Genomic DNA, 22,064 nt, shown 5'->3' with positions numbered 1-22,064 from the left:
CTTAAGCCCATGCCAGCATCACAGCTTCAGATAAACGCGTATCCCATCGAGAAACATCTGCGTTGCCAGCATAATCAGAATCAACCCCATCAGCCGCTCCAGCGCATTGACCCCTTTATCTCCCAGCAGTCGTAAAAACAGCCCCGATAACAGTAAAATCACCACCGTCAGTCCCCATGCAATCAGCAGTGCACCGACCAGATGGCCCATATTCTGTGGATACTGGTGCGACAGCAGCATCAGGGTTGCCAGCAAAGAAGGTCCGGCCACCAGCGGGATCGCCAGTGGCACCAGGAATGGCTCTTCACCCGCCGACAACCCGGTACTGCTACTTTCCTGCGAAGGGAAAATCATCTTAATGGCGATGAGAAACAGAATAATGCCGCCGGAGATCGATACCGTTTCGGTACGCAGATTCAGGAACGCGAGAATTTTTTCGCCCGCAAACAGAAACAGCAGCATGATCAGCAGCGCAATCAGCATTTCGCGAATGAGCACCATCCGTCGACGTTTCGGCTCCAGATGCTTCAAAACCGACATAAAAATCGGCAAATTGCCCAGCGGATCCATTATCAGCAACAATAATATCGTGGCCGAGATCATTTCAGTCATCGTTGTTGTTCTCTTTATTCATCAATGTTCGCCTCTTATAAGCAGAGCTGCTAAAAAAAACCGTCTAATCGATTTAATTCACTTGCCACTTTTCCTGCAACTTGTAAGGTTTAGCAATCTAATATTTTAACTCTAACAGGTCAGGCGCCACTGTCGCAGCCAGTTTGCTTACCGCCAGCGTACAGCAACCGTAGCGTACTGAAGTACGTGAGGATTGCGAGCACTGCCGGGGGAGAAAATGGCAAGTAAAGTAGCCCGGGATAAAGGTAATGATGAAATCTGTAGGATTGGTAGGTTGGCGTGGGATGGTGGGCTCGGTACTCATGCAGCGCATGAGCGAAGAGCGCGATTTTGATGTGATTCGCCCGGTATTCTTCTCGACGTCTCAGCACGGCCAGGCGGCGCCAGCGTTCGGCGGCCAGTCTGCGGGCACGTTGCAGGATGCCTTTGATATTGAAGCGCTGAAAGCGCTGGATATTATCATCACCTGTCAGGGCGGCGACTACACCAGCGATATTTATCCTAAGCTGCGCGCAGCCGGCTGGAACGGCTACTGGATCGATGCGGCATCCACGCTGCGTATGAAAGATGACGCGATTATTATTCTCGACCCGGTCAACCACAAGGTGATCCACGACGGCCTGAACAACGGAATAAAAACCTTCGTTGGCGGTAACTGCACCGTGAGCCTGATGCTGATGTCACTGGGCGGTCTGTTTGAAAATAACCTGGTGGAGTGGGCGTCCGTGGCGACCTACCAGGCGGCTTCCGGCGGTGGCGCGCGCCATATGCGTGAACTGCTGACCCAGATGGGCATGCTGCACAACCACGTGGCGAAAGAGTTGCAGGACCCGGCTTCTGCCATCCTCGACATTGAGCGTAAAGTCACCGAGCTGAGCCGTACTGGCGTGTTGCCAACCGATAATTTCGGCGTGCCGCTGGCGGGCAGCCTGATCCCGTGGATCGACAAACAGCTGGATAACGGCCAGACGCGCGAAGAGTGGAAAGGCCAGGCGGAAACCAACAAAATCCTGCGTACCAGCAGCGTCGTCCCGGTTGACGGTCTGTGCGTACGCGTTGGCGCGCTGCGCTGCCACAGCCAGGCGTTTACTCTGAAGCTGAAAAAAGATGTGCCGCTGGCAGAAATCGAACAAATGCTGGCCGCGCATAACGACTGGGTGAAAGTCGTGCCAAATGACCGTGAGATCTCCATGCGTGAACTGACGCCAGCCGCCGTTACCGGCACGCTGAACACCCCGGTAGGCCGCCTGCGTAAGCTGAACATGGGGCCGGATTATCTTTCTGCCTTTACCGTCGGTGACCAGCTGCTGTGGGGCGCGGCAGAACCGCTGCGCCGTATGCTGCGTCTGCTGGTAGGTTAATTCGGGTATTTTCCCCTCTGCCATTGGCAGGGGGATGTCACCCTGTATCCAATTGCATCATCATTTTTCACTGTTATTACGTGTACCTTCCTGAGTTTTAACTGGCGATTCTCTGCGCCAGATTTCAGTGCCTTTCCCTTGCCCGGAGCTTGATCCCTGGCAGGCCTAAGAAGGGTCTGATGTTCCTGTCTCACGCCTTTAAAGCAATAAACTTTGATCTGAAAGAAATATTTTTACGCTTTCATCCATGGCTATTGTTTTCCCCTGGCTATGCTTAAAAGCAACAGTCCCTAAAACATTATTCTTTTTCACTTCGTTATTTTATTGCACGCTGCGGCAGTTTTTATCCAGTGAAGGTTACCTCTGCCGGTCAGTGTGTTTTGGGCTCAATGAAGAGCAGTGCATCGGCGATACCCGAACCGGGGATTCAGCCAGTCGACTGCCGATCATCACGGGAAGAAAGTCATGTCAGAGCTTATGGATCGTCGTGTGATTAACGCTTTAGTCTCTGGTCATTTTGCTGACCCCTTTTATTTACTGGGCATGCACAAGACTGACAAGGGTCTTGAAGTACGTGCTCTGTTACCGGACGCCAGCGAAGTCTGGGTGATTGAAACCAGTACGGGCAATAAATGTGTGCAGCTGGCGTGCCTCGACTCTCGCGGTTTTTTTCAGGGGGTGATCCCCAAACGTAAGACCCCGTTTCGCTATCAACTGGCCGTCACCTGGCACGGCCAGCAAAATTTAATTGATGATGCTTACCGCTTTGGTCCGCTGCTGCCGGAAATGGACAGCTGGCTGCTGGCGGAAGGGACCCATCTGCGGCCCTATGAAACCCTGGGTGCGCATGGCGATGTGATTGACGGTGTGATTGGCACCCGCTTTGCCGTCTGGGCGCCGAATGCCCAGCGCATCTCTGTGGTCGGTGAATTCAACTTTTGGGATGGCCGTCGGCATCCGATGCGCCTGCGGCGCGAAATTGGTATCTGGGAGTTGTTCATCCCGGGTGCCACGCAGGGGCAGCTTTATAAGTTCGAGATTATCGACCATCAGGGCCAGCTGCGCCTGAAAGCTGACCCGTACGCGTTCGAGGCGCAGATGCGTCCGCAAACCGCCTCCATGATTTGCGGTATTCCAGAGAAAACCACGCTGTCGCCGGAGCGCCAGCGTGCGAACGGTTTTGACGCACCGATCTCGATTTATGAAGTGCACCTGGGTTCCTGGCGCCGCCACACGGATAACCACTTCTGGCTGAGTTACAAAGAGCTGGCAGAACAACTGGTGCCTTATGCCAAAGAGATGGGCTTTACCCATCTGGAGCTATTGCCCATCAATGAGCATCCATTCGACGGGAGCTGGGGTTATCAGCCACTGGGAATGTATGCCCCAACGCGCCGTTTCGGCACTCGCGATGATTTCCGTGCCTTTATTACGGCGGCCCACAATGCCGGGCTGAACGTGCTGCTGGACTGGGTTCCCGGCCACTTTCCATCGGATGAATTTGGTCTGGTGAAGTTTGATGGCACGGAGCTGTATGAACACGGTGACCCGCGCGAAGGCTTTCACCAGGACTGGAACACGCTGATTTATAACTTTGGTCGCCGTGAGGTGAGTAATTATCTGGCGGGGAATGCACTGTACTGGATCGAGCGTTTCGGCATTGATGGCCTGCGGGTGGATGCAGTGGCATCCATGATTTACCGCGACTACAGCCGCGCCGAAGGCGAATGGGTACCAAATCATGTTGGCGGACGTGAGAATTTCGAGGCGATTTCTTTCCTGCGCTACACCAACCGAACGCTGGGCCATGCGGCCCCCGGTTCGATTACCGTGGCGGAGGAGTCAACGGACTTTGATGGCGTGTCGCGACCGCCGGAAATGGGCGGCCTGGGCTTTTGGTTTAAATGGAACCTCGGCTGGATGCACGACACCCTCGACTATATGAAGCTCGATCCGATCTACCGTCGCCATCATCACAATCTGATGACGTTCGGTATGCTTTACAACTACACCGAAAACTTCGTGCTACCGCTGTCCCACGATGAAGTGGTTCACGGCAAGAAGTCGATTCTGGACCGCATGCCAGGTGACACCTGGCAGAAGTTCGCCAACCTGCGTGCCTATTACGGCTGGATGTTTGGCTTCCCGGGTAAAAAGCTGTTGTTTATGGGGAATGAGTTCGCTCAGGGCAAAGAGTGGAACCACGATACCAGCCTGGACTGGCATCTGCTGGAAGGGGAAGACAACTGGCATAACGGCGTGCAGCGTCTGGTGCGCGATCTGAATCATACCTACCAGGCACAGACGCCGCTGCATCAGCTGGATTTCGACCCGGCCGGGTTTGAATGGCTGGTGGTGGATGATTTTGATAACTCGGTGTTTGTCTTTGTGCGCCGCGATCGTGACGGCAATGAGCTGATCGTCGCCAGTAACTTTACCCCGGTGCAGCGTGAAAGCTATCGCTTTGGCGTGTCGGGTGCCGGGCGCTGGCGCGAAGTGCTGAACACCGACTCCGGCCATTATCACGGCGGTAATAACGGCAACCTGGGAACGGTCAGCACCGATGACTGGGGCAGCCATAACCGCAGCCACTCTCTCAGTCTGACGCTGCCTGCGCTCTCGACGCTGTGGCTGGTGCGGGAGGCAGAATGACGCCATTACGGGAGGGGCTTCCTGCACCACGCGGTGCCAGCTATGACGGCAAGGGCGTGAATTTTACGCTGTTCTCGCAGCATGCGGAACGCGTGGAGCTGTGTCTGTTTGATGCCAGCGGCGCGGAAACCCGCGTTGACCTCCCGGCCCGCAGCGGTGATATCTGGCATGGCTACCTCCCCGGCGGTAAACCGGGCCAGCGTTATGGTTACCGCGTGCATGGCCCGTGGCAGCCGCAACAGGGGCAGCGTTTTAACCCGGCGAAGCTGTTGCTCGATCCCTGCGCGCACGAGGTGCTGGGTGAGGTGACGGACGATCCCTGCTTCCAGTGTGGAGTGCAGCAGCCCGACCCTCTCGACAGTGGACCACTGGCACCGAAAAGCGTGGTGCTGGCGGATGATTTCGACTGGGGAGACGATGCTGCGCCGCGTGTTCCCTGGGGCAGTACCGTGATTTATGAGGCTCATGTGCGTGGCCTGACAAAGCGGCATCCGGATATCCCGGAAGCGATACGCGGCACCTACGCGGCGTTGGGGCATCCGGTGATGATCGACTACTTCCAGCGACTGGGGATCACCAGCCTGGAGTTGCTGCCGGTGGCCTGCTTCGCCAGTGAACCGCGCTTACTGCGTATGGGATTGAGTAATTACTGGGGCTATAACCCGCTGGCCTGCTACGCGCTGGAGGCGCGCTACGCCTCCGGCCAGCAGCAGCTGCATCCGCGTCAGGAGTTCCAGCAGGCTGTGAAGGCGCTGCATCAGGCTGGTATAGAAGTGATTCTTGACGTGGTGTTTAACCACACCGCTGAGCTGGAGGAGACCGGCCCCACACTGTCGATGCGCGGCATCGATAATCAGAGCTACTACTGGCTGGACGGGCAGGGGGAATATCAGAACTGGACCGGTTGTGGCAACACGCAGAATCTCAGCCACCCGCAGGTGATGGCGTGGATGCTCGACTGCCTGCGTTACTGGGTAGAAGAGTGCCATGTTGATGGCTTCCGCTTTGATCTGGCCACCGTACTGGGGCGCACGCCGGACTATCAGCAGGATGCGCCGCTGTTTCAGGCGATGGCGGCCGATCCTGTGCTGTCGGGTTGCAAGCTGATTGCCGAGCCCTGGGATATCGGCATCGGGGGGTATCAGGTAGGGCATTTTCCGCCTCCGTTCGCCGAATGGAATGACCATTTTCGCGATACCACGCGGCGTTACTGGCTGCATGGTGAGTTGTCTAACGGCGACTTTGCACGGCGTTTTGCCGGGTCGAGCGATATCTTCGATCGTGGCGGCCGACGGCCCTCCAGCAGTATCAACCTCGTCACCGCCCACGACGGTTTTACCCTGCGTGATGTGGTCAGCTATCAACATAAACATAACGAAGCGAACGGCGAAGATAACCGTGATGGCAGCAACAATAACTTCAGCCATAACCACGGTGTGGAAGGATTACAGGCACCGTTACTGATCATGGAACACCGCCGTCGGAGCGTGCATGCCCTGTTGGCCACGCTGCTGCTGGCGCAGGGAACGCCGATGTTACTGGCCGGGGATGAACACGGGCACAGCCAGCACGGTAACAATAATGCGTACTGCCAGGACAATCCGCTGACATGGCTCGACTGGCAGCAGCACGATCGCGGACTGTTTGCTTTCACCGCCGCACTGCTCCATCTGCGCCGCCGTATTCCGGCGTTGCAGCAGGACCGCTGGTGGCAGGACGGTGATGGCAATGTGGAGTGGCTGAACGACCAGGGACAGCCGTTGACCACCGAGCAGTGGGAGCAGGGGGCGCATCGTTTGCAGATCAGGCTTTCACAGCACTGGCTACTGACGATCAACGCCACCGAAGAAGTGTATGACCTGGTGTTACCTGAAGGGAAATGGCATGCCATTCCTCCCTTTGCCGGGGATGATAACCCGATTCTGTCAACGGTCTGGCATGGAGCCGCCCACGGTGTGTGCGTGTTCCAGGAACAATCATAATAGGAATCAGACATGGTCAAATTAGATAAGAACGACCCTGTAATGCTGGCAAGGCAACTCCCTACACAAACTGTTGCGCTGATCCTTGCAGGTGGCCGTGGTACGCGCCTGAAAGACCTGACCGCCAAGCGTGCGAAACCTGCGGTTCACTTCGGCGGCAAGTTTCGTATTATCGACTTTGCGCTCTCCAACTGCCTGAACTCTGGCATCCGGCGTATCGCAGTCATCACCCAATATCAGTCGCATACCCTGGTGCAGCATATCCAGCGCGGCTGGTCCTTCCTCAATGAAGAGATGAACGAGTTCGTCGATCTGCTGCCTGCGCAGCAGCGCCTCTCAACCGATCACTGGTATCGCGGTACCGCCGATGCGGTCACACAGAACCTCGACATTATTCGCCGTTACCACGCGCAGTACATCGTGATCCTCGCCGGGGACCATATCTACAAAATGGACTACTCGCGCATGCTGATCGACCACGTGGAAAATGGCGCACGCTGCACCATTGCCTGCCTGCCGGTGCCGCTGGAGGAGGCCAGTTCCTTCGGCGTGATGAAGGTGGATGATGACAACAAGGTGGTCGAGTTCCTTGAAAAACCGGAAAACCCGCCGTCTATGCCCGGTGACAGCAGCCGGGCGTTAGCCAGCATGGGTATCTATGTTTTTGATGCCGAATACCTCTTTGGCCTGCTGGAAGAGGATATGGAACTGCCGCAGTCGAGCCATGATTTCGGTAAAGACTTGCTGCCGAAAATTGTCGCCAGCGGCGAGGCACTAGCGCACTCGTTCAGCCTCTCCTGCGTGCAGCATGACGAAACGGCCGAGCCTTACTGGCGTGATGTCGGGACGCTGGAAGCCTACTGGAAAGCCAACCTTGATCTCGCCTCGGTGATGCCGGAACTGGATATGTACGACAGTACCTGGCCGATCCGCACCCATATGGAACCGTTGCCGCCAGCGAAGTTTGTGCAGGATCGCTCCGGTAGCCATGGGATGACAATGAATTCGCTGGTGTCAGGGGGCTGCATTATCTCTGGCTCAGTGGTGGTGAACTCGGTGCTGTTCTCACGGGTTCGGATTAACTCCTTCTGCAATATTGAGTCATCGGTATTACTGCCGGACGTGGAGGTGGGACGTTCCTGCCGTCTGCGGCGTTGTGTGATAGACCGTGCCTGCGTACTGCCAGAAGGAACGGTGATTGGCGAAAACCCGGATGATGATGCCCGGCGTTTCCACCGATCGGAAGAAGGGATCGTTCTTGTCACCAGGACCATGCTGGCGAAGCTTGGCTGGCGATAGCACAAAAATTATCCAAAATAATGGAAGTTGCCTCAAGGCGGCAAGGCAAAGAGTCCCGATGAGCTTACACAGGTAAGTGATTCGGGTGAGTGAGCGAAGCCAACGCTGAGGCAGCTTCGAGTATGAAGGATAAAAAAGGAGCCGATAATGCAGGTGTTACACGTCTGTTCAGAAATTTTCCCGCTGCTAAAAACCGGCGGACTTGCTGATGTTATTGGGGCATTACCGGCGGCGCAAATCGCAGAAGGCACGGATACAAGGGTGTTGTTGCCGGGCTTTCCGGCGCTGAAGAAAGCCATTACACCGACTCAGGTGGTGGCGAAGCTGCAAACATTTGCCGGTGATGTGGAGCTACACTTTGGTCATTTCGATGGCGTCGGCATTTATCTGATCGATGCTCCCGGCCTGTACGATCGGCCCGGCAGTCCGTATCACGATGAGTCGCAGTACGCTTATGCCGATAACCATCTGCGCTTTGCGCTGCTGGGATGGATCGGCTGTGAGCTGGCGTGTGGGCTGGATAACTGGTGGCGACCGGATGTGGTGCATGCTCACGACTGGCACGCGGGGCTGGCCTGTGCCTATCTTGCGGCGCGTGGGCGCCCGGCAAAATCGGTGTTTACGGTCCACAATCTGGCGTATCAGGGGCTGTTTGAAGCGCGGCATCTGGATCTGCTTCAGCTCCCGCCTTCCTTCTTCAATATGCACGGGCTGGAGTTCTACGGGCAGATCTCATTCCTTAAGGCCGGGCTGTTCTATGCCGACCATATCACGGCCGTCAGCCCGACTTACGCACGTGAAATCACGCTGCCTGAGTTTGGTTACGGTATGGAAGACTTGCTGAAACAGCGCCAGCTGGAAGGGCGGCTGACCGGGATACTCAACGGTGTTGATCCGGCTATCTGGGATCCGGAGCAGGATCTGCTACTGAATGCGCGCTATAACCGTGATGTGCTGGATGCCAAGCTGGAGAACAAACGGCAGTTGCAGATCACCATGGGATTAAAGATCGACGATAAAGCACCGGTTTTTGCTGTGGTCAGCCGTTTAACGAAACAGAAAGGGCTGGATCTGGTGCTGGAAGCACTGCCGGGACTGTTGGAGCAGGGCGGCCAGCTGGTGTTACTGGGCGCTGGGGATGCAGAACTGCAACAGGGGTTCCTTGCTGCGGCTGCCGAGTATCCAGGCCAGGTGGGCGTGCAAATCGGCTATCACGAAGCCTTCTCGCACCGCATTATTGGTGGTGCTGATGTGATTATGGTGCCGAGCCGTTTTGAGCCTTGTGGTCTGACACAGCTCTACGGATTGAAATACGGCACGCTGCCGCTGGTGCGGCGTACCGGAGGGCTGGCAGATACGGTGAATGACAGCTCACTGGAAAATCTGGCGGACGGTATCGCCAGCGGTTTTGCCTTTGAAGACAGTAATGCCTGGTCGTTATTACGTGCAATTCGACGTGCTTTTGTTCTCTGGTCCCGTCCTTCGTTGTGGCGCTATGTTCAGCGTCAGGCAATGGGGATGGATTTTAGCTGGCAGGTGGCTGCAGTGGCCTACCGCGATCTCTATCAACGTTTGTTGTAACCAGAAAATGGGAAATTTGATATGAACGCACCGTTCTCCTATGCCTCACCGACGCTCAGTGTCGATGCACTCAAGCACTCCATTGCCTATAAGCTGATGTTCACCATTGGCAAAGACCCGTCTATTGCTAACAAGCACGAGTGGCTGAATGCCACCTTGCTGGCCGTGCGCGATCGTATGGTCGAGCGCTGGCTGCGATCGAACCGTGCCCAATTGTCTCAGGATGTGCGTCAGGTGTATTACCTGTCGATGGAGTTTCTGGTGGGGCGCACGCTGTCCAATGCGCTGCTGGCGATGGGCATCTACGACGATGCAAAATCGGCACTGGAAGAGATGGGCTTCGATCTTGAGGAGTTGATTGAAGAAGAGAGCGATCCGGGGTTGGGTAACGGCGGCCTCGGTCGTCTTGCTGCCTGTTTTCTGGATTCCCTTGCCACGCTCGGTCTGCCGGGACGCGGCTACGGCATCCGCTACGAGTACGGCATGTTCAAACAGAATATCGTTGATGGTCGCCAGGCGGAGTCACCGGATTACTGGCTGGAATATGGGAACCCCTGGGAATTCCAGCGTTTTAACACCCGCTACAAGGTGCGTTTCGGTGGCCGTATTCAGCAGGAAGGCAGCCGCGCACGCTGGGTAGAGACCGAAGAGGTGCTGGCCACCGCCTACGATCAAATTATCCCGGGTTACGATACGGATGCCACCAATACCCTGCGGCTATGGGGCGCGCAGGCCAGTAATGAAATCAACCTCGGGAAGTTTAACCAGGGCGATTACTTTGCGGCGGTGGAAGATAAAAACCATTCGGAAAATGTGTCGCGCGTGCTCTATCCCGATGACTCGACCTATTCCGGGCGTGAATTGCGTCTGCGGCAGGAGTACTTCCTGGTGTCAGCCACGGTTCAGGATATCCTTCATCGTCACTGGGCGATGCACCAGACCTTTGATAACCTGGCCGATAAAATTGCCCTGCATCTTAATGATACCCACCCGGTGCTGGCGATCCCCGAACTGATGCGCGTGCTGATCGATGAGAACAAATTTACCTGGGATGACGCCTTTGAAGTCACCTGCCAGGTGTTCTCCTACACCAACCACACGCTGATGCAGGAAGCGCTGGAGACCTGGCCGGTGGATATGATCGGTAAAATTTTGCCGCGTCATCTGCAAATTATCTTCGATATCAATGACTACTTCCTGAAAACCATCCAGGATTATTACCCGGATGACTGGGAGCTGCTGTCGCGTATTTACATTATTGATGAGAACAATGGTCGCCGTATTCGTATGGCCTGGCTGGCGGTAGTGGTCAGCCATAAAGTGAATGGCGTCTCTGAGCTGCACTCGAATCTGATGGTTCAGTCGTTGTTTGCTGACTTTGCCAAACTGTTCCCTGGCCGTTTCTGCAACAAAACTAACGGCGTGACGCCACGTCGCTGGCTGGCACTGGCGAACCCGGCGCTCTCCGATGTGCTGGATGAGACGATTGGTCGTACCTGGCGTACCGAACTGAGCCAGCTGGATGAGCTGAAACAGCATATTGACTATCCGAACTTTATTGAGCAGGTGGCGAATGCCAAACTGAAAAATAAAAAGCGTCTGGCGGCTTACATCAGCCAAAAAATGGATGTGGTGATCGATCCGCGTGCGATGTTTGATGTGCAGATTAAGCGTATCCACGAGTACAAACGCCAGTTGCTGAATGTTTTGCACGTCATCACCCGCTATAACCGCATCAAAGCCGATCCGACTGCCGATTGGGTGCCCAGGGTCAATATCTTCGCCGGGAAAGCCGCCTCAGCGTATTACACCGCAAAACACATCATTCATTTGATCAACGATGTGGCGAAGGTGATTAACAACGATCCGCAGGTGAAGAACAAACTGAAGGTGGTGTTTATCCCTAACTACGGCGTGAGTCTGGCGCAGATCATTATTCCGGCAGCCGATCTCTCCGAGCAGATTTCACTGGCGGGCACCGAAGCGTCCGGCACCAGCAATATGAAATTTGCACTCAACGGTGCCCTGACGATTGGTACGCTCGACGGGGCGAACGTCGAGATGCTGGATCATGTGGGTGAAGAGAATATCTTTATCTTCGGTAACACCACGCCGCAGGTCGAAGCGCTGCGCAACAGTGGCTATAACTCCCACACTTTCTATGAGGAGGATGCCGAACTGCATCAGGTCCTGATACAGATTGCCACCGGGGTATTCAGCCCTCAGGAGCCGGGGCGTTATCGCAATATCTTTGATTCACTGGTCAATCTTGGGGACCATTATCAGTTGCTGGCCGATTATCGCAGCTACGTGGATACTCAGGATAAGGTCGATAAGCTGTATCGTAATCAGGAAGAGTGGACGCGCTGTGCGGTACACAACATTGCCAATATGGGGTATTTCTCGTCGGACAGGACCATTCAGGAGTACGCGGATGAGATCTGGGGGATAAAACCGATAAGATTGTAATCAGAGCCGGAAAGGCGAGGCATGTAGGGTTGGGGTATGCCAACCCTACATGCCATAGTATAACGTAGGGGTCGGGCATGCCCGACCCGCTGATATTACGATGCCAGCGACAGCGCGGCCGGTTTCTTACCGTGCTCGGCCAACCACGCGGTCACTCGCGCCTGCTGCTCATCGTTCAACCACATCCCTTCTTTGGTACGACGCCAGATAGCATCGTCGGTCACGCGTACCCATTCGTGCTCAACCAGGTAACGCAGTTCCGCTTCATAGAAGTGGTGACCAAACAGCTCACCCAGATCTTCAAGAGAGGTCGCGTCTTTCAGCAGCAGTTCTGTATTACTGCCGTAGGTGCGCGCGAAGTGGCGTGCCATCGCTTCGGTAATAAACGGGAAGCGGCGACGCAGGGTTGCGGCGTAATCTTCACGTGTTCCGGCAAAGTTGCCACCCGGTAGTACACAGCTTTTGGTCCATGCCGCACCGATATTCGGATAGTACTTGCTCAGTTTCTCCATCGCGTGCTCTGCCAGCTTACGATAGGTCGTCAGCTTACCGCCGAACACCGAAAGCAGTGGTGCCTGGCCGGCATCATCATGCACATCCAGCGTGTAATCGCGGGTAATCGCCTGCGGAGAATCTGACTCGTCGTCACACAGCGGACGCACACCGGAGTAAGTCCAGACGATATCGTCACGCCCCAGATCTTTCTTGAAGTGGGCGTTAAACACTTTCAGCAGATAGTCGACTTCGTTATCGTCGATTTTCACATTCTGCGGATCGCCTTTGTACTCAACGTCGGTGGTGCCAATGATTGAAAACTCATCCATCCACGGAATGACGAAGACAATACGGTTATCTTCGTTTTGCAGAATATAAGCCTGTTTCTGGGTGTGCACGCGTGGTACCACGATATGGCTGCCTTTGATCAGACGGATGCCATACGGCGACTTCAGCTTCAGGCTGTCATCGAACAGCTGTTTGACCCACGGACCAGCAGCATTTACCAGGCCTTTGGCGCGCCAGGTAAAGGTTTTGCCACTGTCGATATCTTCCGCTTCCACGATCCACAGACCATTTTCACGCCAGGCGCGCGTCACGCGGGTACGGGTGCGAACTTCACCGCCACGCTTCTCAATTTCCTGCGCGTTAAGCACGACCAGGCGGGCATCATCCACCCAACAGTCAGAATATTCGAAACCGCGCACGATTTCCGGCTTCAGCACCGAGTCTGAGCCAAAACGCAAACCCTTACTGCCCGGCAGGCTGGTACGTTTACCCAGGTGGTCGTACATAAACAGACCCACGCGGATCATCCAGGCTGGACGCAGATGCGGGCGATGCGGCAGACGGAAACGCATAGGGAAAGCGATGTGGGGTGCCATTTTCAACAGCACTTCACGTTCGGCAAGGGCTTCACTCACCAGGCGGAATTCATAGTGCTCCAGGTAGCGCAGGCCACCGTGGATAAGTTTTGAACTGGCAGAAGAGGTGGCGCAGGCGAGATCTTGCGCCTCCAGCATCAGTACTGACAGGCCGCGCCCGGCAGCATCAGCCGCAATGCCAGCACCGTTAATACCGCCGCCGATTACGATCAGGTCTTTGGTTTCCACGTCATCTCCTCCGATGTTCGGAATCTTTCACTAATGTTCGTTTTCGAGCATTATACTAATCGGAAACCAACATTGATGCCAGCGTTAACCTAATAAAAACAATTATGCGTGATGCAGGTAACATATTTGCTGCAAGAAAAAGTTTATCTCCCTGCTAACTGCCGGGTTATTGTGCGCCGGCTTCAGGCTACAATGGGGGTAATTTGGTCACTTTTTTAGCTTTTGACGAGAACCCACCATGGAACAATTTGAGTGCATCAACGTACAGCAGGCGCAGCAGAAACTCTCTGAAGACAATGCGTTGCTGGTTGATATTCGCGACCCCCAGAGTTTTGCCGCAGCCCATGCCAGCGGCGCTTTTCATCTGACTAACGATTCACTGCCTGCTTTTATCTCTCAGGCGGCGTTAACGACCCCGGTGCTGGTGATGTGCTACCACGGTAACAGCAGTAAAGGAGCCGCACAGTTCCTGCTCAGTCAGGGGTTCACGGCGGCTTACAGTATTGATGGCGGATTTGACGCCTGGCGTGCCGCTTTCCCGCAGCAGGTCGACGCACTCTGACGCCTCTCTTGTCACCGCTCGCGCTTTCCCCTGCAACAGGTAAGGGGAAATCGTTATACTCTCGGTTTGTCTGGTCTGACTGAAAGGAAGTCGCTTCTCTATGCGCATCACCCATTTTACTCATCTGCGCCCGGCGCAGGCGTTTGTCGATTACATGGCGACGCGCGGCGTGACGTTGCGCGTTGAGCACGATAATGGTTACACCCTGTGGCTGGATGATGAATCGCAGCTGACGGTGGTCGAAAACGAACTTAACCAGTTTATTCGTGACCCTAACCACGTGCGTTATCAGGCGGCCAGCTGGACCTCGGGCACGACCGACAGCGGCATTCACTATCAGCATGTTTCACTGCTGGATAATCTGCGTGAACGTGCCGGCGTTCTCACGCTGACGGTGATGGCAGCCTGCGTGCTGGTCTTTATCCTGATGCAGGTGCTCGGGGATGGCGCCGTGATGCGCCTGCTCTCCTGGCCTGATGCGGATCAGCACTTTGAACTGTGGCGCTGGTTCTCACATGCCTTACTGCATTTCTCGCTGTTGCATATTCTGTTTAACCTGATGTGGTTTTGGTATCTTGGCGGCACGCTGGAAAAGCGGCTCGGCAGCGGCAAGCTGTTCGTGATTATGCTGATATCCGCGCTGCTCAGCGGCTGGATGCAGGCGAAGTTCAGCGGTGTGCTGTTTGGTGGGCTTTCCGGTGTGGTCTACGCCCTGATGGGCTATTCCTGGCTGAGCGGTGAACGCAGCCCTGAGCGCGGGATCTTTCTGCAACGCGGATTGATGGCCTTTGCGGTTCTGTGGCTGCTGGTGGGGTATTTCGGTTGGTTTGGTTTGTCGATTGCCAATGCAGCGCACGTGACCGGGCTGCTGGTTGGGCTGGCGATGGCCTTTGTCGATACGCGTCATAAAAAAAGCTAAAAGGAGAACAGCGTGAAGCAGACACAACGACATGACGCCATCATCGAGCTGGTGCGCCGTCAGGGATATGTCAGTACCGAAGAACTGGTAGAGCACTTTGATGTCAGCCCGCAAACCATTCGTCGCGACTTAAACGATCTGGCCGAGCAAAACAAAATTCAGCGCCATCACGGCGGTGCCGCGTTACCTTCCAGTTCGGAAAACACCGCCTGGCAGGACCGTAAGATGATGTGGTCGGCAGAGAAAGCGCGTATTGCTCAGCGTGTTGCCAGCCAGATCCCCGATGGCGCCTCGCTGTTTATTGATATCGGTACCACCCCGGAAGCGGTGGCGCATGCGCTGATGAACCATAACAATCTGCGTATCGTCACTAATAACCTGAACGTTGCGGTGTTGCTGATGGCGAAACCCGATTTTCGCCTGATCCTGGCCGGGGGCGAAGTGCGCACCCGTGACGGCGGGATTATGGGCGAAGCGACACTCGACTATATTTCTCAGTTCCGCCTCGATTACGGCATTCTGGGGATTAGTGGCATCGATATGGACGGCTCCCTGCTGGACTTCGACTACCACGAAGTGCGCACCAAGCGCGCGATAATCGAAAATTCACGCTGTGTGATGCTGGTGGCAGACCACTCTAAATTTGGCCGCAACGCGATGGTTAACCTGGGCAATATGGGGTTGATCGATTATCTGTTTACCGACCAGGCACCGCCACCGAGTGTGATGAAAACGATCGAACAGCACGAAGTTCATCTGGAACTCTGCTAGCCCGGCCTGGGCGATCTAAAAAAAGGTCGCCCGCTACTGGCACGTTTAACGAATTCACGCATACTCAGATCAGTCTCTTTTTTTCACTTCCTCTTCCCATTCTGGGCGTGCAGCCTGCTCTGCACCCTATAGCCGTGCGCTTTATCCGGGCAGCCCAGCCCGGTTGGTTGTCCCCCTCTAGTTGTTTATTTGCTTTTTTTTCGCTCATCGCATTCTGCGGTGAGCTTTTTTTCGTTTTGCCGTCTTAACTGTAAAGTGCCTTCAGTCACATTTTGCTCACCCGTTTAAGAGGGATTGTATGTCGCAACAGAAATTCAATAAGGTGCGCTTTGATGCGGCGTTGACGCGTCAGTGGCAGCACCTTGGCTATACATGTGCCGCAGACATGACCGCCCACCAGTGGTGGCAGGCTATCAGCGGTGCGCTGGCAGAACTGCTGGCGGCACAGCCGGTGGCGAAATCCGTGAAAAAGCAGCGCCACGTTAACTATATTTCCATGGAGTTTCTGATTGGCCGCCTGACCGGGAATAACCTGCTGAATCTGGGCTGGTATGATGCGGTTAAATCGGCACTGGCAGAGCATCAGCGCGATCTCAGTGAGCTGCTGGAAGAAGAAGTCGATCCTGCTCTGGGTAATGGTGGACTGGGGCGGCTGGCGGCCTGCTATCTGGATTCGATGGCCACGGTGGGGCAGCCGGCCACGGGTTATGGGCTAAATTATCAATACGGTTTATTCCGCCAGTCGTTTGACGACGGTCAGCAGATTGAAGCGCCGGATGACTGGCAGCGTGAGCGTTATCCATGGTTTCGCCACAATGCGGCGCTGGATGTGAACGTCGGCATCGGCGGGACGGTAATCAAAAATGCCGATGGCCAGCTGGCGTGGCATCCGGCGTTTACCCTGCGCGGCGAAGCCTGGGATCTGCCGGTGACCGGCTACCGCAACGGGGTTGTCCAGCCACTGCGTCTGTGGCAGGCCACCCATGTTCATCCGTTCGACCTCACGCTGTTTAATGACGGTAAGTTTCTCACGGCCGAGCAACAGGGTATTGATGCGGCGAAGCTGACCAAAGTGTTGTACCCCAACGACAACCATCAGGAAGGAAAGCGCCTGCGCCTGATGCAGCAATACTTCCAGTGTGCCTGTTCGGTGGCCGACATTCTGCGTCGCCATCACCTTGCCGGGCGCAGCGTGCATACGTTGCCGGACTATGAGGTGATTCAGCTTAATGATACCCACCCGACCATCGCCATTCCCGAGATGCTACGTGTACTGCTGGATGAGCACCAGTTAAGCTGGGACGATGCCTGGGCCATCACCCGTCAGACCTTCGCCTACACCAATCATACCCTGATGCCGGAAGCGCTGGAGCGCTGGGATGAACGACTGGTACGCAGCCTGCTGCCACGCCATTTCACGTTGATTAAAGAGATCAACCGACGTTTTAAAAAGGTGGTCGAGAAACAGTGGCCAGGGGATGAAGCCGTCTGGGCGAAGCTGGCGGTGGTGCACGATAAACAGGTGCGCATGGCCAACCTCTGCGTGGTCAGCGGTTTTGCTGTGAATGGTGTGGCTGCGCTGCATTCTGAACTGGTGGTGAAAGATCTGTTCCCGGAATATCACCTGCTTTGGCCGGAGAAATTCCATAACGTCACCAACGGCATCACGCCGCGTCGCTGGCTGAAGCAGTGTAATCCGGCGCTGGCCGCGCTGATTGATGACACGCTTAACGTTGAGTGGGCGAACAATCTGGATGCCCTGAAAGGGCTTGAAGCCTTTGCCGACAATAAAGCGTTCCGCAAACAGTATCGACAGATTAAACGCGCCAACAAGCTGCGCCTGGCTGAGTACATTGTGCAGCGCACCGGGATTGTGGTGAACCCGGATGCCTTGTTCGATGTACAAATCAAACGCCTGCATGAGTACAAACGCCAGCATCTTGGCCTGATGCATATCCTCTCTCTCTACAAACGGCTGCGCGACGACCCGAAGCTGGATGTGGTGCCGCGTGTGTTCCTGTTTGGCGCCAAAGCCGCACCGGGTTACTACCTGGCGAATAATATTATTTATGCCATTAATAAGGTGGCGGAGAAGATCAATAACGACCCGCTGGTGGGCGACAAGCTGAAGGTGGTGTTCATTCCGGATTATCGCATTACGGCGGCTGAGTTGATGATCCCGGCAGCCGATCTGTCAGAACAGATCTCCACTGCCGGATATGAAGCTTCAGGTACAGGCAATATGAAGCTGGCGCTGAATGGTGCACTGACCGTAGGTACGCTCGACGGGGCCAACGTTGAAATCGCTGAACAGGTGGGTGAAGAGAATATCTTTATCTTTGGCAATACCGTGGACCAGGTCAAAGCGCTGAAAGCCAGTGGCTATCAGCCGCTGAAGTTACGCAAAAAAGATAAACATCTTGATAGCCTGTTGAAAGAGCTGGAGAAAGGGTTTTTCAGCGATGGGGATAAACACGCGTTCGACATGATGCTGCACAGCCTGGGCAAAGGGGGCGATCCGTGGCTGGTGCTGGCCGACTTCGCCAGCTACTGCGAAGCACAGCTGAAGGTGGAAGCGCTGTACCGTGACCAGGAGGCCTGGACGAAAGCGGCTATTCTGAATACGGCCCGTACCGGGATGTTCAGCTCTGATCGTTCGATTCGGGATTACCAGCAGCGTATCTGGCAGGCAAAACGGCCCGGGAGAGGCGATGGACTTAAAAAAGCGTGATCAGGCCGCGGCGGCGGCGGGTATTGCTTCGAAATATATTAATGCACGCGGGCAGCCGGAAGCGGTGAGCGCCGGGACGCGCGAAAAGCTGCTTGAGGCAATGGCAGTCCTTCCTGAGAGGGGAAATGCGCCACTGCCACCCTGTCATGTGCTGCTGAAAAAACGGACTCAACAGCTTCAGGTGGGAGGAAAAGGGAATTATCAGTGGCAGTTTGACAGTGAGCAGGGGAAAACCCACCAGGGGTCGCTGTCTGGTGGAGAGGTGCTGACGCTGCCAGCGAATCTGCCAGAAGGTTATCATCATCTGCTGCTCACGCAGGGGAAAAAACAGTGGCCGTGCCGGATTATTGTGGCACCGAAACGCTGCTATGAGCCTGCGGAGTTAAAGCGCGGCGACAAACTGTGGGGCGCCTGCGTGCAACTCTACACGCTGCGATCGGCCCAGAACTGGGGGATCGGTGACTTCGGCGATTTGAAGCACATGGTCAGCGAGATCGCGGCACGCGGCGGTGCATTTATTGGTCTCAATCCGATTCACGCGCTTTATCCTTCCCTGCCTGAAAATGCCAGTCCTTACAGCCCGTCGTCACGGCGCTGGCTCAATGTGATGTATATCGATGTGGCTGCCGTGCCGGATTTCCAGCACAGTAAGGCCGCTCAGCGCTGGTGGCAGAAAAAGAGCACCCAGACGGCGTTACACACTGCACGCGATGCTGACTGGGTGGATTATGCGCGGGTGGGGGCATTAAAAATTCAGGGGCTACGTCATGCCTGGTCGCAGTTCACCGCACGTGATGCGCAGGACGCCAGCGTGCAGCACTTTGAGGCCTTTATCAACGCCGGGGGAGAAAGCCTGTTAAACCAGGCCGCCTTTGATGCCCTGCACTGCGCTATGCTGAAGGACGATCCTGCTCGCTGGGGCTGGCCGGTATGGCCTGAAAATGTACAGCAGGGCGATAGCGAGGCGGTGCAGCAGTTTTGCCGTGAGCAGCAGGATGAAGTGCGTTTCTGGTCATGGCTGCAATGGCTGGCGAATCGTCAGTTTGATGCGTGCTGGCAGTGTTGCCAGCAGAACCAGATGCCGGTGGGGCTTTACCGGGATTTAGCCGTGGGCGTGGCGGAAGGAGGATCCGAAACCTGGTGCGATCGTGAACTGTACCGGTTGAAAGCTTCCGTTGGCGCGCCGCCGGATATCCTCGGCCCGCTCGGGCAAAACTGGGGATTGCCGCCGATGGACCCGCACGTGATGGCGGCGCGTGGCTACCAACCGTTTATCGACCTGCTGCGGGCGAATATGGCGAGCTGCGGCGCACTGCGCATCGATCATGTGATGTCGCTGTTGCGTTTGTGGTGGATTCCTTACAGTGAAACGGCCAACTTCGGTGCCTACGTCCACTATCCGGTGGATGACTTAATGGCGATCCTCGCGCTGGAAAGTCAGCGCCATCAGTGCATGGTGATCGGTGAGGATCTCGGTACCGTACCGGCGGAAATTGTCAGTAAACTGCGCGACAGCGGTATTTATTCGTGGAAGGTTCTCTACTTCGAGCAGGAGAGTGGGGATCGTTACCGGGCACCCTCCGCCTGGCCACGCCAGTCTATGGCAAGTGCGACGACCCATGACCTGCCGACGTTGCGTGGCTTCTGGAGTGCCGGGGATCTGACTCTGGGTGAAACGCTGGGTATTTATCCTGACAAGCTGGTCCTCAAAGGGCTGTTTGAGCATCGCGTCCGCCAGAAACAGGCATTGCTGGAGGCATTGCATCGTCATCACTGTGTGCCAAAAAGCTGTGGTAAACGGGCTGAAAGGATGGCGATGACAACGGTGCTCAATCGCGGATTACAGCGTTTTATTGCCGACAGCAACAGCGCACTGCTGGGGCTGCAACCAGAGGACTGGCTGGATATGGCCGAGCCGGTGAATGTACCGGGCACCACCGATCAGTATCCTAACTGGCGGCGTAAACTGAGCGTCACGCTGGAGGCCATGTTTGCCGATGATCGCGTTAATCGCTTAATTAAGGATATCGATAAACGACGTAAAGCCCCGTAACAATCGTGCGAGGCATGCCTCGCCCCTACGACATTGGTATCAACTATTACCGCATCACGTAGGGGTCGGGCATGCCCGACCCCTTTCTCTTGCGGTCCGCCCGGCGCTTACGGCGTAAAGGCTTTAAAAATCACCGAACCGTTCACACCACCAAAACCGAAACCGTTAACCAGTACGCTGCGGATGGTCATCTGCTGCGCACTGTTTTTAACGATGTTCAGCCCTTCAGCAGCACTGTCCAGCTGTGTGATATTCAGCGAAGGTGGCGCAATCTGCTGACGCATTGCCATCAGTGAGAAGATCGCCCCCACAGCCCCGGCGGCGCCCAGCAGATGCCCGGTGGCGGATTTGGTTGAGGAGATCGCCGTGTGAGCACCTTCACCCAGTACCCGACGCAGCGCATTGATTTCGGCAAGATCGCCGACCGGCGTCGAGGTAGAGTGGGCGTTGATATAATCGATATCGCGCCCTGTTATCCCTGCCTGCTGGAGCGCAATGGTCATCGCACGCGCAGCGCCTTCGCCATCTTCCGGCCCGGAAGTGATGTGGTAAGCATCCGAAGTGGTGCCATAACCGACCACTTCACCAAGGATTGTGGCGCCACGCGCCTGAGCACGGGTCAATTCCTCCAGTACCAGCATCCCGGCACCTTCTCCCATCACAAAACCATCACGTGCCTGGTCGAACGGGCGCGAAGCCTGCTCAGGATGGTCGTTAAAGGCTGTTGAGAGCGCGCGGGCGGCCTGGAAGCCCCCGAGTGAAACCGGATTGATGCAAGATTCACAGCCACCCACCACGGCGATATCCGCATCATCAAAACGAATGGCGCGGAAACCGTCACCGATACTTTGAATGCTGGCCGCGCAAGCGGAAACGGGTGTTCCCAGCATGCCCTTGAAGCCATATTTGATCGCCACGTGTGACGCCGCGAGATTGGCGATAAATGACGGAATTGTAAACGGGGACAGTTTACGGCTGCCTTTTTCTGCCACGGTTTTGACCGCATTGCTGATGGCATGAAAACCGCCAATGCCGGTGGCAATAATGGTGGCGGTACGCAGACGTGCGGTTTCCGAGAGATTATGTAAGCCGGCCTGCGTGATGGCTTCTTCGGCCGCTGCCAGCGCCAGATGAATAAAGCGGTCCGCTTTACGCTGCTCTTTCACCGGAATAAGCGCAGCGATATCAAAACCGTGCTGCGGGTCTTGTTCGATGGAGGGAACCTGCCCACCCACGCGGATGGCCGTATCGCCATAGGCCTCTTCAGGAAGATGACGAATCCCGGACTGACCGGCGATCAGCCGTTGCCAGCTACCGTCTACGCCATTACCGAGCGGGCTGATTAAGCCCATACCTGTGATCACGACTCTTCTGCCAATATTGTTCAACATGATGACCTGTAGGTTGCGAAAACAGGTTTCAGTGTACACGTGTAAGCTGAAAA

At 55.6% G+C, this 22,064-nt stretch carries 14 protein-coding genes; 11 read left to right on the top strand and 3 right to left on the bottom strand.

What is annotated here, in order from left to right; translation table 11 throughout:
- Positions 1 to 18: 18 nt before the first annotated feature.
- A complete protein-coding gene (locus WH279_RS00590) occupies positions 19 to 612 on the bottom strand; it encodes a YhgN family NAAT transporter (protein ID WP_200642624.1) in 594 nt (197 codons plus the stop codon).
- Positions 613 to 884: 272 nt separating this feature from the next.
- On the opposite strand from WH279_RS00590, the gene asd reads away from it, so the two are divergent.
- The 6 genes from asd (at position 885) to glgP (ending at position 11,977) form a co-directional block, all read left to right on the top strand.
- On the top strand, positions 885 to 1,994 hold the full coding sequence (gene asd / locus WH279_RS00585) for an aspartate-semialdehyde dehydrogenase (protein ID WP_339454890.1): 1,110 nt from the start codon (positions 885 to 887) through the stop codon (positions 1,992 to 1,994).
- 465 nt (positions 1,995 to 2,459) lie between these two features.
- Complete coding sequence (gene glgB, locus WH279_RS00580; RefSeq protein ID WP_339454640.1) at positions 2,460 to 4,646, top strand: 1,4-alpha-glucan branching enzyme; 2,187 nt, start codon at positions 2,460 to 2,462, stop codon at positions 4,644 to 4,646.
- Positions 4,643 to 6,628 (top strand): glycogen debranching protein GlgX, encoded by a 1,986-nt coding sequence (glgX, locus tag WH279_RS00575; RefSeq protein WP_339454638.1) that lies wholly within the window; start codon positions 4,643 to 4,645, stop codon positions 6,626 to 6,628. Before glgB ends, glgX begins: the two co-directional genes overlap by 4 nt.
- Positions 6,629 to 6,640: 12 nt before the next feature.
- Positions 6,641 to 7,927 carry a glucose-1-phosphate adenylyltransferase gene (gene glgC, locus WH279_RS00570; protein ID WP_200642627.1) on the top strand — a complete coding sequence of 429 codons (1,287 nt, stop codon included), beginning with the start codon at positions 6,641 to 6,643 and terminating at the stop codon, positions 7,925 to 7,927.
- Positions 7,928 to 8,074: 147 nt separating this feature from the next.
- The gene (gene glgA, locus WH279_RS00565; protein WP_339454635.1) at positions 8,075 to 9,508 is read left to right on the top strand and encodes a glycogen synthase GlgA; all 1,434 of its coding nucleotides are present in this window, start codon (positions 8,075 to 8,077) and stop codon (positions 9,506 to 9,508) included.
- A 21-nt stretch (positions 9,509 to 9,529) separates the two neighbouring features.
- Entirely contained in the window at positions 9,530 to 11,977 is a 2,448-nt protein-coding gene (gene glgP, locus WH279_RS00560) for a glycogen phosphorylase (protein ID WP_339454633.1), read from the top strand.
- Positions 11,978 to 12,072: 95 nt separating this feature from the next.
- Here the strand turns inward: glgP and glpD are convergent, their stop codons facing one another.
- Positions 12,073 to 13,584: a glycerol-3-phosphate dehydrogenase gene (glpD, locus tag WH279_RS00555; protein ID WP_200642630.1), complete on the bottom strand. Its 1,512-nt coding sequence runs from the start codon at positions 13,582 to 13,584 to the stop codon at positions 12,073 to 12,075.
- Positions 13,585 to 13,822: 238 nt separating this feature from the next.
- On the opposite strand from glpD, the gene glpE reads away from it, so the two are divergent.
- The 5 genes from glpE to malQ all read left to right on the top strand — a co-directional run bounded on the left by glpE (position 13,823) and on the right by malQ (position 20,620).
- A complete protein-coding gene (gene glpE / locus WH279_RS00550; protein ID WP_200642631.1) occupies positions 13,823 to 14,146 on the top strand; it encodes a thiosulfate sulfurtransferase GlpE in 324 nt (107 codons plus the stop codon).
- 100 nt (positions 14,147 to 14,246) lie between these two features.
- Positions 14,247 to 15,065, top strand: coding sequence for a rhomboid family intramembrane serine protease GlpG (glpG, locus tag WH279_RS00545; RefSeq protein WP_200642632.1), 819 nt, complete (start codon positions 14,247 to 14,249; stop codon positions 15,063 to 15,065).
- Positions 15,066 to 15,077: 12 nt separating this feature from the next.
- Positions 15,078 to 15,836, top strand: coding sequence for a DeoR/GlpR family transcriptional regulator (locus WH279_RS00540; protein ID WP_200642633.1), 759 nt, complete (start codon positions 15,078 to 15,080; stop codon positions 15,834 to 15,836).
- Positions 15,837 to 16,134: 298 nt separating this feature from the next.
- Positions 16,135 to 18,567: a maltodextrin phosphorylase gene (gene malP / locus WH279_RS00535; RefSeq protein ID WP_339454630.1), complete on the top strand. Its 2,433-nt coding sequence runs from the start codon at positions 16,135 to 16,137 to the stop codon at positions 18,565 to 18,567.
- On the top strand, positions 18,548 to 20,620 hold the full coding sequence (gene malQ, locus WH279_RS00530) for a 4-alpha-glucanotransferase (RefSeq protein ID WP_339454628.1): 2,073 nt from the start codon (positions 18,548 to 18,550) through the stop codon (positions 20,618 to 20,620). The genes malP and malQ overlap by 20 nt, the downstream gene beginning before the upstream one ends.
- A gap of 107 nt (positions 20,621 to 20,727) precedes the next feature.
- Here the strand turns inward: malQ and fabF are convergent, their stop codons facing one another.
- Positions 20,728 to 22,011, bottom strand: coding sequence for a beta-ketoacyl-ACP synthase II (gene fabF, locus WH279_RS00525; RefSeq protein WP_133846646.1), 1,284 nt, complete (start codon positions 22,009 to 22,011; stop codon positions 20,728 to 20,730).
- Positions 22,012 to 22,064: the final 53 nt, after the last annotated feature.

The organism is Erwinia sp. MYb375, assembly GCF_037479175.1.
Taxonomy (GTDB): Bacteria; Pseudomonadota; Gammaproteobacteria; order Enterobacterales; family Enterobacteriaceae; genus Erwinia; species Erwinia rhapontici.
This window is presented reverse-complemented; position numbering and strand designations above follow the sequence as displayed.

Coding starts and splice junctions, on each gene's coding strand:
- WH279_RS00590 (WP_200642624.1), bottom strand. CDS start 612: ATGACTGAAATGATCTCGGCCACGATATTATTGTTGCTGATAATGGAT.
- asd (WP_339454890.1), top strand. CDS start 885: ATGAAATCTGTAGGATTGGTAGGTTGGCGTGGGATGGTGGGCTCGGTA.
- glgB (WP_339454640.1), top strand. CDS start 2,460: ATGTCAGAGCTTATGGATCGTCGTGTGATTAACGCTTTAGTCTCTGGT.
- glgX (WP_339454638.1), top strand. CDS start 4,643: ATGACGCCATTACGGGAGGGGCTTCCTGCACCACGCGGTGCCAGCTAT.
- glgC (WP_200642627.1), top strand. CDS start 6,641: ATGGTCAAATTAGATAAGAACGACCCTGTAATGCTGGCAAGGCAACTC.
- glgA (WP_339454635.1), top strand. CDS start 8,075: ATGCAGGTGTTACACGTCTGTTCAGAAATTTTCCCGCTGCTAAAAACC.
- glgP (WP_339454633.1), top strand. CDS start 9,530: ATGAACGCACCGTTCTCCTATGCCTCACCGACGCTCAGTGTCGATGCA.
- glpE (WP_200642631.1), top strand. CDS start 13,823: ATGGAACAATTTGAGTGCATCAACGTACAGCAGGCGCAGCAGAAACTC.
- glpG (WP_200642632.1), top strand. CDS start 14,247: ATGCGCATCACCCATTTTACTCATCTGCGCCCGGCGCAGGCGTTTGTC.
- malP (WP_339454630.1), top strand. CDS start 16,135: ATGTCGCAACAGAAATTCAATAAGGTGCGCTTTGATGCGGCGTTGACG.
- malQ (WP_339454628.1), top strand. CDS start 18,548: ATGGACTTAAAAAAGCGTGATCAGGCCGCGGCGGCGGCGGGTATTGCT.
- fabF (WP_133846646.1), bottom strand. CDS start 22,011: ATGTTGAACAATATTGGCAGAAGAGTCGTGATCACAGGTATGGGCTTA.